This window comes from Desulfosporosinus cupriresistens, from assembly GCF_001707885.1.
Lineage (GTDB): Bacteria > Bacillota > Desulfitobacteriia > Desulfitobacteriales > Desulfitobacteriaceae > Desulfosporosinus.
The window spans coordinates 65,275-78,683 of record NZ_MASS01000007.1; the positions used below are offsets into that span (position 1 = coordinate 65,275).

Here is a 13,409-nt window from a genome sequence, read left to right on the forward strand (position 1 = left end):
AGAGGAGACCAGCATGAGAGAAGCTTATATTGAACGTAAAACAAAGGAAACCGAGATTCGTGTTCGTTTAAACCTTGACGGAACCGGTGAGGCTCAAGTCCAAACAGGGATAGGTTTTTTTGATCATATGCTGACTGCCTTTGCTCGCTTTGCCTATCTAGATCTTATCCTTGAGTCCAGTGGCGATCTAGAGGTAGATACTCATCATACGATCGAGGATTGTGGTATCGTTTTGGGGCAAGCTCTGCGGGAAGCATGTGGTGATAAAGCAGGGATCGAACGGATTGGTGAGGCCCTTCTTCCCATGGATGAGGCTCTTGTACAAGTAGCTTTGGATATTTCCAATCGCCCTTATCTAGTTTGGGATGTTCAGTGTCCAGATGGTATGGTCGGCGAGTTTCCGGTTGAGATGGCGGAAGAGTTTTTCCGGGCTCTGGCCGTGCAGAGCGGACTCACTCTGCATATTAGGTTATTTTCCGGAAGAAATCGTCATCATATTTTGGAAGCTGCTTTTAAAGGAGTTGGGAGAGCCCTTGGTCTGGCCTTACGCCTGAATACTCGGTATAGCGGTATCCTTTCGACCAAAGGGGTTTTATAAATAATCGAGTTCCAGGAGGAATGAAAGTGATTGGCATTGTAGATTATGGACGAGGAAACTTAAGAAGTGTTGAGAAGGCTTTGGAAAAGGTCGGGTTTGAGGCTTTGATTATGACGTCCCCAGAGGAACTGGCTAAAGTAAATGGAGTCATACTTCCAGGAGTTGGGGCCTTTGCCGATGCGATGGCGGCGTTAAATAGTGGCGAGTGGATTGAGCCTATTATCCAGTTTGCTCGCTCCGGACGCCCTTTTCTGGGAATTTGCTTAGGGATGCAGGTTCTCTTTGAGGTTGGAGAAGAACATGGTGAGCACGCTGGATTAGGACTCTTAGCAGGTCGAGTTGTTAAATTTCCGCCTGGCGGCAAAGTTCCACATATGGGTTGGAATAGTTTGAAGTTGGAACAACCTTCCCGTTTATTAGAAGGGATTCCGAATGAATCCTACTTCTATTTTGTGCATTCGTATTATGCAGAGCCCAGTGAGAAGAAGGATATTATAGCGACTAGTGATTATGGGGTCGTATTTCCGGCAGTCGTAGGCAAGGACAATGTCTGGGGAGCACAATTTCACCCGGAAAAATCTAGTCCTTGGGGACTTCAACTCCTGACGAACTTTGGAAAGTGGGTGAATGACGATGCTACTTTTTCCAGCCATTGATCTGAAAGAGGGGAAAGCGGTGCGCCTTTTACAGGGACGGATGGAGGATTCCACAGTTTACGCCGACAACCCTGTTGAAGTAGCGAAGGATTTTGAGAGTCAAGGTGCAGAATATTTACATGTCGTCGATCTGAACGGCGCCTTTACCGGAGAACCGGTGAATGATGAGACGATACGCAAGATTGTAGGGAGCGTCTCTTTGAAAGTTCAAGTGGGTGGTGGAATCCGTTCTATGGAGCGGATTACGGAACTATTAGAGTTAGGAGTCGAAAGGGTTATTCTAGGGACGATTGCTGTTAAAAACCCGGGATTGGTCGCTGAAGCAGCACGCAAGTACGGGAAACGGGTTATCGTTGGTATTGATGCCAAGGACGGTTTGGTTGCAGTCCAAGGTTGGGCAGAAACAACAGAAATGTTGGCTATCGATTTAGGTAAAGCCATGAAAACCGTAGGAATCAAAAGCGTAGTCTTTACAGACATCTCACGCGATGGAATGCTCCAAGGCCCTAATATCAAAAGTACCGTACAAATGGCTCAGGAAACTGGCCTATCAGTTATTGCCTCAGGTGGAATTTCTACCTTAGCCGACTTGAAAAACTTGCAGATGGAGTCGTTAAAAGGGGTCTCCATTGAAGGTGCTATTACAGGGAAAGCGCTCTATAGCGGGGCATTTAGCCTGAAGGAAGCCTTGGAGGCTGCTCGTTCAGAGGGGATTGACGAGAAAAATAATAGGAACGGGGGGGAATGATATGTTAAGTAAGAGGATCATTCCCTGTTTAGACGTCCATGATGGGCGCGTGGTCAAAGGAACCAACTTTGTGCAGTTGCGTGATGCAGGCGATCCGGTGGAACTTGCTGCACTCTATGACAGAGAAGGCGCCGATGAGTTAATATTCCTGGATATAACCGCTTCATCGGATAAACGAGAAACCATGGTAGATGTGGTACGTCGTACCGCTGAACAAGTCTTTATTCCCTTCACGATTGGCGGTGGATTGCGGACCATTGAGGATATCCGTCGAATGCTCCGGGCTGGAGCAGACAAAATCGCACTTAACACCTCTGCCGTTCAGAATCCGCGGCTAATTCAGGAAGGGGCTCATGCCTTCGGAAGCCAGTGTATCGTGGTAGCCATTGATGCCCGGAGCACGGCCCCGGGGAAATGGGAAGTGTATATTCACGGGGGTAGGACGGCGACCGGCAAGGATGTCTTGGAATGGGCTGAGGAAGCGGAATCTCTCGGTGCAGGTGAGATCCTCTTAACCTCCATGGACCGGGATGGAACCAAGGCTGGTTATGAGTTGGAATTGACGAGAGCTGTGAGTCGGGCGGTCTCCCTACCTGTCATTGCGAGCGGCGGGGTAGGAACTCTACAACATTTAGCGGAAGGTCTAACTCTTGGAGAAGCGGACGCCGTCTTAGCGGCTTCGATCTTTCATTACAAGGAGTACAGCATAGAGGAAGCTAAACGCTACTTGGCAGAGCAGGGGATTTTAGTTAGAGGACTTGTGTGAGGGACTTGTGTGACACCGCGCTCGGTCTTACGACGCAGAGCAAACTAACCGTTCAAGCTCCTTCTCTGGGGAGCGGGGTTCATCCTACGCCGGAAAGTATTCCTTTCGGGATCTCGGCTTCGGCGATACTAATCCTACGGCGCAAAAGTGTACGTTAATGGCTCTGCGCCTTCGGCGATAGTCTCCACTGGAGACTATCGTGCCAAAAGCGCCATCCGCTGGCCCACGAAAACACTGTTTTCGCACGGATTACCCTTCTAACAGACACGGTCTTCGCACGAATTAGCCTTTCTTGCAGATGGCGAGAAGGGACCTTGTGCGCTGCCCCGTATCTGGGGTTGGTCGCTTGAACGGAAGTTTGCTGGTCTGCTTACGTAAAGACGTCGCGCTCGTGTCACACTGCGTCCTGGGCTTGGGTCGAGGGGAACGGAAGAGCGGGGGGGGACGGCACATTACATGTGCACCGTCTGGCTCTGCTAGAGGGATTTGAGTGCAAGTCAGGGACGGTTCTAACTTGCACAACTAAGAACTATCCGCACTACACGAACTACGATATGGAAGGTAGAGATATAGATGGATGCAAATCAAATAGAAACCTTAGATTTAACAGGAATTAGCTGGGATTCTCGGGGGCTTGTTCCCGCGATTGTTCAGGATGTGGAGACCAAAGATGTTCTGATGCTTGCGTATATGAATGAAGAGTCTTTACGCCGAACGCTTCGGGAACGCAAGGCCTGTTATTATAGCCGGAGTCGGCAATCTCTGTGGTTGAAAGGGGAAACTTCTGGTCATTTTCAAGAGATTATTGATATCAAGTTTGACTGTGATCAGGATGCATTGCTCTTGACTGTAAAACAAACGGGGATGGCTTGCCATGAGAACCACTTTTCGTGTTTCCACTATGATTTGACAAGTGATGGATTTAAGGTCACTGGAGAAGCTGAAGTAAGGCCCGAGCCACCACTTGGGAGGACCTTAGAGCTGTTGACTGATGTGATTCATTCTCGAAACCTGGAGCGGCCGGAAGGGGCTTATACGACCTATCTGTTCGAAAAGGGAATTGATAAGATTCTCAAAAAGGTCGGGGAAGAGAGCGCAGAAGTTATTATTGCTGCTAAGAATGCTGATCCAGAGGAGATCAAATGTGAAGTGTCCGATTTGTTCTATCATGTGCTAGTGATGTTGGAAGAGCGCGGGGTTGGTGTTGGTGAGATTGCTAAGGAACTCCTGGCTAGGCAGAAGTGAGGGAGTTTAGATAATAATAATCGAGAAAACAAGGCTGGAAGTACTAGTGATCCAGCCTTTTTTCTATGTCACCACCTGAATTTAATACTGTAAATAGAGAAACAAGGTTAGAAGTCTAAAGCTTCCAACCTTGTTTCTCTACGTCAACTTAATTTTTATTAAAAAACTACTTATTCTTATATAATTACAGCCTTTCAAACTCACCGTTGGTATTCAGATATTGGATATCAATACAACCATAATACTCGCCATACATATCTAGCGGGTCAAAGCCACTTTTACGAGTGCAGTCATCCGAGTAGCCGATAAAGTAGACTTCTTGGTCTTGGTCTCGCATTCTGAATTTGAACTGTGGTTCAGACTCGAATTTTTTAACCAATTGTTCGAATTCCTCAGAACCTTTCTTGGCATCTGAAGTGAAGTATTCCGTCATAGATTTATTTTCTAGGCAATTCTCAGTTATTTTAAACATATAATAACCACCTTCACGTTAGTATTTTGATATTCTTCATAGCATTTATCATAACATAAATTTACCTAGGAGACCGTATCCAAATGGAATTCAGCATCAAGTTTAAATATAATGTAATTAAAAATTTTTTCTGAATAAACTGAAATTTCTTTCTTTTGAAGGAAGGTATAAATTGGATTTCGGCGAATTACGATCTAAAGACCATTTCGGGCCCTTGCCTGTGTCAATCGCCATGAAATGGACAACGACTAGATAAGTTAGGAGGGGGAGAGAGATAAGTATGAATGAAGGAAAAAAGAGATTAAAAGGGGCAACCATCTTATTAGAGGCCTTGGAAAAGGAAGGCGCTGACGTGATTTTCGGTTATCCAGGTGGAGTATTGCTTCCGCTGTATGATGCACTGCTTGACAGTCCTATCCGACATATACTTGTACGTCATGAACAAGGGGGAGTGCATGCAGCCGATGGTTATGCACGAGTAACTGGAAAAGTGGGGGTATGTCTAGCCACGTCGGGTCCCGGTGCCACGAATCTAGTCACAGGTATTACCAATGCCTATATGGATTCCATTCCTTTAGTTGTTTTGACTGGTCAGGTCGTTACCAGTCTGCTCGGAACAGACTCCTTTCAGGAAGCGGATATCACAGGGATCACCACGCCAGTTACTAAGCACAATTATTTGGTAAAGGACGCACGAGAGATTCCTCGGATTATCAAAGAGGCTTTTTATCTCGCTGGGACAGGTCGGCCAGGTCCTGTACTCATCGATCTTCCAAAGGACATTTTAGCTGCAGAAATCGAACCCTTTTCTGCTGATATGGACTTGAAAGGGTACCATGTACCTAGCAAAGGAGACAGTGATAAGATCGCTGAAGTTGCTAAAGCAATATCAAAATCTCGCAGACCAGTAATTTATGCTGGGGGTGGAGTGATTACGGCAGGAGCTGGAGGGGTCTTACGACAGTTGGCAGAAAGATCCTCCTTACCAGTGGTCACGACGTTGATGGGAATTGGGTGCCTCCCCTCTGGACATCCCAATCTCTTAGGGATGGTAGGATTGCACGGTGCTGTAGCGGCGAACTATGCCGTGGATGATTGTGATTTGCTGCTCGCCGTAGGGGTTCGCTTTGATGACCGTGTGACAAGCGGTCTGGGACATCTTTTTGCAACCAAAGCAAAGATTGTTCATATTGACATTGATCCTGCGGAGATTGCTAAAGTAGTAAGGACGCATATTCCCATCATTGGAGATGCTCGTTTGGTTCTGGAGGAACTGTCGAATGCCCTCGAGGGATATACTGTTGCTCAAGTGGGAGACTGGTGGGATCAATTGCGTGCTTGGAAAAAGGGTTACCCTATAAAGTATGACAAGGACAGACTAACCCCGCAGATGGTAATTGAATGTGTCGGGGAACTTGCCAACGAGGATACGATGGTAATTACTGATGTAGGACAGCATCAAATGTGGGCTGCCCAAGTTTATCCGATCATGAAGTCACGTAATTTTGCGACCAGTGGTGGGCTTGGAACGATGGGCTTTGGTCTTCCGGCTGCAATGGGTGCCCAAATAGCTCGTCCCGACGATATAGTTGTTTTGATCACTGGAGATGGTTCTTTTCAGATGTGTATTCAGGAACTGGCGACAATTGCTCATAATAAACTTCCGATTAAAATGGTACTTCTTAACAACGGAGTCTTAGGTATGGTTCGTCAATTGCAGAAATATTTTAGCGGCGAGCGGTATAATCAGATCGATCTCCAGGGCAATCCGGATTTTATCAAAATAGCGGAGGCCTATGGAATTCGAGGAATTCGTGTTGATTCTTTGGAACAGGTACGTGGCAGTATTTCGGAAGCATTTAAACATCCAGGCCCTGTTTTGTTAGAGTTTGCGATCTCTCCGAACGATGATGTTTTGCCGATAGTTCCACCGGGAAAACCAATTACTGAAATGCTAGGGAGGTAAAAAACATGTTGCATACACTTGCGGCTCTTGTAGAGAACCATCCTGGTGTTTTAACCCGGGTGGCTGGATTATTTGCTCGCAGAGCATATAACATCGATAGTCTTTCAGTTTGTCAAACGGACGATCCCAAGCTATCGAGAATGACCATTGTTGTTAATGGCGATGCTCAGATTATTGAGCAAGTTAGAAATCAACTCAATAAACTAGTAATCGTTCACTCAGTCACAGATTTGACTGCCGAGAGTGTTGTTGACCGAGAGCTGGCGTTAATACGTATTAAAGTAAGCTCGGAAACACGAGCTGAAGTACTCCAGACGGTCGATATTTTTCGAGGACGGGTTGTGGATATGGGGAGAACCAATCTTACAGTCGAATTAACGGGAGACGTTGAAAAAGTTGATGGGTTTGTCAAGGCGATCCGCCCATACGGGTTATTAGAGTTGGTTCGAACCGGAAAGATTGCTATTATGCGATCGGAAGTATAAATGGAAACAACTCATTTACATTCCCTATTGAACGTGCAAATGAGTATACATGGCCAGCGCATCAATGCTACTAAAGCTGGCGCCTTCATCAAGACTTGGCGAAGGCGCCAGCCAAGTTTTCTTTACCTATATAAAGTTTAATTTCTGCCATTTACAACTAGTACAGGGCATTGGGCATGGGCTAATACGCGTTGAGTGACACTCCCTAAAATTGCTCCAGCTATAGCTCCGTGACCACGGGTGCCCATAACTACCAAGTCAAATTCTCTTTTGATTTCGTCTATGATACTACTTGCCGGGTAGCCGGATGCATGTTTCTTTGATAAGGGCACGTTTTCGATATCAATGTCTCGCAAGGTAGTTTCGAATACAAACTCAGCGGTTTTTTCAATTTGCTCCGGAGTAAGGATAACGCTATATCCTACTCCTACACTGTAGGCTTCAAAGGTTGGGGTTACGTGGAAAAGCTCTATCTCTGAATTAAACTTCTTGGCTAGTTCCAGTGCATTGACAAGGGCATAACGTGAGGGGTCTGAGCCATCTGTAGGTACTAAAATTCTTTTGTACATTGTTTTCATCCTCCTTGTTGCTATGAGAACGTATTCAAATTTGGACAGTAACCGCAGGATAAGAGATATACATATTTCTGATTTAAATTGTTATCTAATTATACCAAAAACCTAGTGCTCATACGGTTTTATTTATTATTCTTTTGGGTTTGAAATTTTGAGACTATTATATTACCATATAATATATCTTGGATGAGAGACGTTGTATTTTAATTAGGTCCTTGACAATCTTCGTTTAACTGGAATATAATAATACTATTAAGGTTTAAGCTCGTGAACATTGGTTAAAATATTTACAACAACTATGAAAAGGATAGTAATAAAAAATCTGGTTTTAAGAGACATAATCCTCGGCTGAAAGATTGTGACGAAGGTTTTTTATGAAGATCACCTTGGAGTTGGGTAGCTGAAATTATCTAAGCTGCTCCGTAGGCATACGTTACATGTTTTAAGCGATTAATGGAGTGTATTAGAGCTATCCATTAATAACAAGGGTGGTACCGCGGATAATCCGTCCCTAAGTCATTGACTTGGGGATTTTTGTGTTATTTGTACTATAACAGAAAGTATAACTTCGTTACATACTTTCTGGAGCATAAGAGCAACTAAGGCGGCCGCCTGCGCAAGCTTGGCGCCAGCCAAGTTTTCTTTACCTGACATTAACTCAACGCGAAAGGAAGATGATTATGTCTATCTTTAAATCACTATCGGATCTACCGGTAGCAAAAAAGGAAAGTGAAATAGCCGATTACTGGGACGGAAATGAGATACTAAATAAAAGTATCGAAATCAGAGAGGGTAAAACACCCTTTGTATTTTATGAAGGACCTCCTACGGCTAACGGCAAACCGGGAATCCACCATGTCATAGCTAGAACCTTAAAGGATTCAGTTTGTCGCTATAAGAGCATGCAAGGTTATCAAGTCAAGCGAAAGGCCGGATGGGATACCCATGGTCTTCCAGTAGAAATCGAGGTTGAGAAACAACTCAAACTATCCAGTAAACTGGAAATTGAGGCTTATGGGATTGCGGATTTCAATCAAAAATGTCGAGAATCTGTATTCAGCTATGAGAAGCAATGGCGGGAAATGACCAAGCGAATGGGCTATTCGATCGATTTAGATCATCCATACGTCACCCTCGATAATAATTACATTGAAAGTGTCTGGTGGATTTTAGATCAGTTTTTTAAACAAGGTTTGATTTATGAAGGACACAAAATCTTGCCTTATTGCTCACGATGCGGAACAGGATTAGCCTCCCACGAAGTAGCCCAGGGCTATAAAGAAATAAAGAGTAACACCGTCGTTGTTAAGTTTAAGCGCAAGGATGCTGAAGAGTACTTTCTAGTCTGGACGACGACGCCTTGGACCCTGCCATCAAATGTGGCGCTGACTGTGAATCCTCAAGAAGTTTACTTGAAGGTTAGACAAAATAATGAGATCTACTATGTTTCTAAGACTTTGGCTCATAAAGTCTTAGGTGAAGAGTTTGAAGTCTTGGAAGAAATTAAGGGAAAAGATCTGGAGTACGTAGAATATGAGCAGTTGATGCCTTTTGTAAAAGCAGATAAGAAGGCCTTTTTCGTTACGGTAGGAGATTATGTAACGACAGAGGATGGAACGGGAATTGTTCATACTGCTCCAGCCTTTGGTGAGGATGATTATAATACGGGGCGTAGGTATAACTTGCCGGTGCTTCAGCCTGTCAATGAAACAGGGAAATTTGTAACCACACCCTGGGAAGGTAACTTTGTCATGGATGCAGATCTAGATATCATCAAGTGGCTGCATAGGGAAGGAAAACTCTTTAAAAAGGAAAAGATGGAGCATAATTATCCTCACTGTTGGCGATGTCAGACCCCACTCCTTTATTATGCGAAACCAAGTTGGTATATTGAAGTTACTAAATTCAAAGACAAATTAGTGGAAAACAACAATCGTGTTGAATGGTATCCTGATTATGTCGGAGAAAAAAGGTTTGGCAATTGGTTGGAAAATGCCAATGACTGGGCTTTGTCCAGAAGCAGATATTGGGGAACGCCACTAAATATCTGGAGATGTGAATGCGGGCATACCACATCTATAGGCTCTAGAAAAGAGTTGGTAGAAAACGCAGTCGAAACGCTGGATGAAACGGTTGAATTGCATCGACCCTATGTTGATGATATTCACATCAAATGTACAAAATGTGGAGCAGCGATGACCAGAGTGACGGATGTCATTGATTGCTGGTTTGATAGCGGCTCGATGCCTTTTGCCCAGCATCATTATCCCTTCGAAAATAGCGAAAATTTTGATCAACTCTTTCCCGCTGATTTCATCTGCGAAGGCATTGATCAGACCAGGGGTTGGTTCTATTCTCTAATCGTTATTTCAACCTTTATCAAAGGAGTTGCTCCCTATAAGCGAGTACTGGTAAATGATCTGATCCTGGATAAGGACGGGCATAAGATGTCCAAGTCTAAAGGAAATACGGTGAACCCCTTTGAACTGTTTGATCAATATGGAGCAGATGCTTTAAGATGGTATTTACTCCATGTTTCTCCGGCCTGGACTCCTACTAAATTTGACATTGAAGGGCTCAAGGAAGTTCAGAGCAAATTCTTCAGTACTATGAGAAATGTCTATGCTTTCTTCTCCTTGTATGCTAATACAGACCAGCTGGACCCAAGGACCTTCTTTATTGATTACCCGGATCGACCAGAGCTTGATCGATGGGTGCTCTCCAAGTATAACAGTCTTCTAAAAGGGGTTGAGTTAGATTTAAGCGTCTTTGATCTAACTAAAGCAGTGAGAAAAATTCAGGAGTTCGTCAATGAGGATCTTTCGAATTGGTATATAAGACGGTCACGCAGACGCTTCTGGGGCACAGAACTCACTGATGACAAGAAAGCAGTCTACAATACTACCTATGAAATACTTGTGGGACTGTCCAAGTTGGTGGCTCCTTTTGCCCCCTATATATCCGAAGAACTCTATCGAAGCTTGACCGATGAGCTATCAGTCCATCTCGCAGATTACCCGGTCACTAATTCATTGCTGATCGATAGTGAGTTGGAAATGAGAATGGACCTGGTAAGAAATCTCGTGGGCCTGGGCAGAGCGGCAAGGGAACAGGTCAAAATTAAAGTACGACAGCCTGTCCAACAGATCTTAATTGACGGTAAATACGAACAGCTGATAGATTATATGCTTCCTTTAATTCAGGAGGAGCTTAATGTTAAGGCAGTTGTGTTTGCCAAGGACTTAAGCCAGTATATGAACTTTAGCTTAAAGCCTAATTTTAAGGTAGTGGGATCTATCTTTGGACCCAAAGTAAAATCTTTCGGCAAAGCACTGGCAGCACTTGACGCTGCTTCCGTTGTGCCTAGATTAGAAGCTGGGGAAACACTTTCGATTGAGGTGGAGGGTGAACACTTAGACCTGGTTAAAGATTATGTAATCACCACTATCGCGGCTAAAGAAGGCTTTACAATGACCGTCGAAGATAATTTGTTTGTCATACTTGATACAACGCTTACTAAAGCGTTGATCAATGAAGGATATGCAAGGGAGTACGTTTCCAAGGTACAGCAAATGAGAAAAAATAATGGCTATGAAATGATGGACAGGATCAAAATATACTTTGATGGAGATGAGGAAATAGTTGAAGCAGTCAAAGTGTATGAGGACTATATAAAGAAAGAGACTCTAGCAGACTCAATTGAGAGAATCAACGATGCTAGCTTGGAAAAGCAGAATCTTAACGGTCATGAAACAGGTTTGAAGCTAGAAAAATTGGCATAATGTTCTGGAGGCACAGCTAAAGGGCGCTCAATTTTATATTAAGAGAGAAACAAGGGGATGTGTGAAAACTCAGTCTCCAAAATTTCAAGTGGTTACAACAATCAATAAGCGTCCTCATTTCACTATTAAAGTGGAGTGAGGACGCTTGTGTTTTGGCGATATAGAAGCAAAAGTGGGGATGTGAAAAATATAGTAACAAGTTTTAGTACATCCCCTTGTTAGTGTTATGATGGTAATTAGTTCGTGGTAACTCCCCTTGTTAACAATGGGCAGGGCATATGTTAAGTGATAGCTATTGTTCGACTGGAAAAGGAGTACGAAGCCAGCCTTTATTGAGGGATGGAAATGACGATGTAAGGTTCTTCATGAAGAACCGATCTATGCCAATTTCATAAGCAGCTGCCCCAAGGGAAATGATAATCAGAAACCCTAGGACCATTGGAGGATTGGTTGAAATGGTACCAGTTAATAAGAAGGCAAAGTTCATCGTCATCCCAAAAAAAGCGGCTAGAGTTGTAAAACAACCTAAAATCAATCCTAACCCAATGAGGACTTCGCCACTTTTAACAACTAAAGATAAAATCCCTGCGTTAGGGAGAAGAACGTGACTTATTAACCAGCCCCAGGTATCAGTGACATTTGGGTGAGCAGCTGCTGTGGCTCCTGACGTAGCGAGTAAAGCATCGTGAGTCTGAGCCAGACCGCCTTTCAAAAAACCAGTTACCGATTTGGCATTGAAACCAGTTTGCCATTTCCCAATGCCAGCAGTTAAGAAGTCATAACCTAAATAGACTCGGAGTAATAGAGCAATAATAGCTTTTATAGGATGTTTCATGTCCAGGCCTCCTTTTTAATAAAATTAGTTCCCTGATGTTGTTATAGAGTCTGTATTCTACACTATATAAACAATATCCTCTTTTATTTAATAATTATTATTCAATATTATTTTATCTTATAAGATATATATTAGAAATAGAAGTATCATTAATATTTTAGAAGGCTTAGATAAAAGAGCACTTGATTTTTTCAGCTATGCATTCCGTTCAAAAGGAAGACAATATGAGTATCAGATCAGTGTTGCTAAGTATAGGTGTTGGTGAACGCTGATTGAAAAGGTGTTTTATATAATATAAGCAGATAACAAGACTGGAAATAATGTTTCTAGTCTTGTTATCTGCTAGATTTGTCCAATGTAAGGACGATGCACCATATATATTTTTAGAATGCAGGAACAATAGAGCCTTGATATTTATCTTCGATGAATTTTTTAACGCTTGGAGAGGTTAAAGCTTTTGCCAGCTTTTGCAAAGCGGGATCGTTTTTCTGGCTGTCTTTGACGACCAGAATATTTGCATAAGGAGAGTCTTTGTCTTCAGTAAAGAGCGAATCTTTAGTGGGGTTGAGTCCGCCTTCGAGAGCATAGTTTGTATTGATGACCGCAGCGATGACTTTTGGATCTTGGAGGACGCGGGGAAGTTGAGGGGCATCAATAGGGGTGATTTTCAGCTGTTTAGGATTATCTATAATGTCATTGATTGTTCCTTTGATCCCGACCCCAGCTTTCAACTGGATCAGACTGGCTTTGGCTAGTAAGGCTAAGGCACGACCACTGTTGGAAGGATCGTTAGGAATGGCGATGGTATCTCCTGTTTTGAAGTCTGCGATTTTCGTGATTTTCTGGGAGTAGATTCCCATGGGCTCAATGTGTACTTTAGCAATTGAGACCAAACTGAGGTCATGGTCCTTATTAAAGGTATCTAGGTACGGGGTGTGTTGAAAAAAATTGGCGTCAATATCTCCAGAGTCTAAATCTAAGTTCGGACGCACGTAATCTGTGTAGTTGACGATTTTTAGTTCAACGCCTTCTTTAGCTAATTCTGGTTTAATGTATTCAAGGATTTCAGCATGAGGAACCGGGGTTGCGCCAACTTTGAGGACTGTTTTAGCAGGTGTTTCGGAAGCTGCATTCGAGGCAGCCGAAGTTCCGCATCCAGTAAGACCAAGGGTGAGAGCAGTCAAGATAACAAGTGAGGATGTTAAGTAGCGATGATTTTTGAGTTTAAACATAATTTTTACCCCCTAATAATTAATTCTTTGTGAATATTATTTATAAACC

At 43.5% G+C, this 13,409-nt stretch carries 14 protein-coding genes and 1 other annotated feature; of the genes, 10 read left to right on the forward strand and 4 right to left on the reverse strand.

Translation table 11 applies throughout. From position 1 onward, the window contains the following. The first annotated feature begins 13 nt into the window (after positions 1 to 13). From hisB to hisIE, 7 genes are all read left to right on the forward strand, one after another. Positions 14 to 598, forward strand: a complete 585-nt coding sequence (gene hisB / locus DSBG_RS04425; protein WP_068963015.1) for an imidazoleglycerol-phosphate dehydratase HisB — start codon at positions 14 to 16, stop codon at positions 596 to 598. Between the two features lie 26 nt (positions 599 to 624). Further along, a complete protein-coding gene (gene hisH / locus DSBG_RS04430) occupies positions 625 to 1,254 on the forward strand; it encodes an imidazole glycerol phosphate synthase subunit HisH (protein WP_068963016.1) in 630 nt (209 codons plus the stop codon). Continuing rightward, positions 1,232 to 2,002, forward strand: coding sequence for a 1-(5-phosphoribosyl)-5-[(5-phosphoribosylamino)methylideneamino]imidazole-4-carboxamide isomerase (hisA, locus tag DSBG_RS04435; protein ID WP_068963017.1), 771 nt, complete (start codon positions 1,232 to 1,234; stop codon positions 2,000 to 2,002). The genes hisH and hisA overlap by 23 nt, the downstream gene beginning before the upstream one ends. Before the next feature lies 1 nt (position 2,003). Next, positions 2,004 to 2,768, forward strand: a complete 765-nt coding sequence (hisF, locus tag DSBG_RS04440; RefSeq protein ID WP_068963018.1) for an imidazole glycerol phosphate synthase subunit HisF — start codon at positions 2,004 to 2,006, stop codon at positions 2,766 to 2,768. Further along, the gene (locus DSBG_RS22860; RefSeq protein ID WP_176716167.1) at positions 2,765 to 2,926 is read left to right on the forward strand and encodes a hypothetical protein; all 162 of its coding nucleotides are present in this window, start codon (positions 2,765 to 2,767) and stop codon (positions 2,924 to 2,926) included. The genes hisF and DSBG_RS22860 overlap by 4 nt, the downstream gene beginning before the upstream one ends. 140 nt (positions 2,927 to 3,066) lie before the next feature. Next, entirely contained in the window at positions 3,067 to 3,258 is a 192-nt protein-coding gene (locus DSBG_RS22865) for a hypothetical protein (protein WP_176716168.1), read from the forward strand. A gap of 83 nt (positions 3,259 to 3,341) precedes the next feature. Beyond that, a complete protein-coding gene (hisIE, locus tag DSBG_RS04445) occupies positions 3,342 to 4,013 on the forward strand; it encodes a bifunctional phosphoribosyl-AMP cyclohydrolase/phosphoribosyl-ATP diphosphatase HisIE (RefSeq protein ID WP_068963019.1) in 672 nt (223 codons plus the stop codon). A 184-nt stretch (positions 4,014 to 4,197) separates the two neighbouring features. Here the strand turns inward: hisIE and DSBG_RS04450 are convergent, their stop codons facing one another. After that, positions 4,198 to 4,485, reverse strand: a complete 288-nt coding sequence (locus DSBG_RS04450; protein WP_068963020.1) for a hypothetical protein — start codon at positions 4,483 to 4,485, stop codon at positions 4,198 to 4,200. Positions 4,486 to 4,765: 280 nt separating this feature from the next. Between DSBG_RS04450 and ilvB the strand changes: the two genes are divergently transcribed. Together ilvB and ilvN are read left to right on the forward strand one after the other, a co-directional pair. Continuing rightward, positions 4,766 to 6,451: a biosynthetic-type acetolactate synthase large subunit gene (gene ilvB / locus DSBG_RS04455; protein WP_068963021.1), complete on the forward strand. Its 1,686-nt coding sequence runs from the start codon at positions 4,766 to 4,768 to the stop codon at positions 6,449 to 6,451. 5 nt (positions 6,452 to 6,456) lie between these two features. Beyond that, positions 6,457 to 6,936 (forward strand): acetolactate synthase small subunit, encoded by a 480-nt coding sequence (gene ilvN, locus DSBG_RS04460; protein ID WP_068963022.1) that lies wholly within the window; start codon positions 6,457 to 6,459, stop codon positions 6,934 to 6,936. Between the two features lie 137 nt (positions 6,937 to 7,073). Here the strand turns inward: ilvN and DSBG_RS04465 are convergent, their stop codons facing one another. After that, positions 7,074 to 7,505 (reverse strand): universal stress protein, encoded by a 432-nt coding sequence (locus DSBG_RS04465; RefSeq protein WP_068963023.1) that lies wholly within the window; start codon positions 7,503 to 7,505, stop codon positions 7,074 to 7,076. A 295-nt stretch (positions 7,506 to 7,800) separates the two neighbouring features. Next, positions 7,801 to 8,027: a binding site (T-box leader), on the forward strand. Between the two features lie 164 nt (positions 8,028 to 8,191). On the opposite strand from DSBG_RS04465, the gene ileS reads away from it, so the two are divergent. After that, the gene (ileS, locus tag DSBG_RS04470; RefSeq protein WP_068963024.1) at positions 8,192 to 11,293 is read left to right on the forward strand and encodes an isoleucine--tRNA ligase; all 3,102 of its coding nucleotides are present in this window, start codon (positions 8,192 to 8,194) and stop codon (positions 11,291 to 11,293) included. Between the two features lie 292 nt (positions 11,294 to 11,585). On the opposite strand, the gene DSBG_RS04475 is transcribed toward ileS, so the two are convergent. Then, complete coding sequence (locus tag DSBG_RS04475) at positions 11,586 to 12,128, reverse strand: DoxX family membrane protein (RefSeq protein WP_068963025.1); 543 nt, start codon at positions 12,126 to 12,128, stop codon at positions 11,586 to 11,588. A gap of 383 nt (positions 12,129 to 12,511) precedes the next feature. Next, the gene (locus DSBG_RS04480) at positions 12,512 to 13,360 is read right to left on the reverse strand and encodes a MetQ/NlpA family ABC transporter substrate-binding protein (RefSeq protein WP_068963026.1); all 849 of its coding nucleotides are present in this window, start codon (positions 13,358 to 13,360) and stop codon (positions 12,512 to 12,514) included. Positions 13,361 to 13,409: the final 49 nt, after the last annotated feature.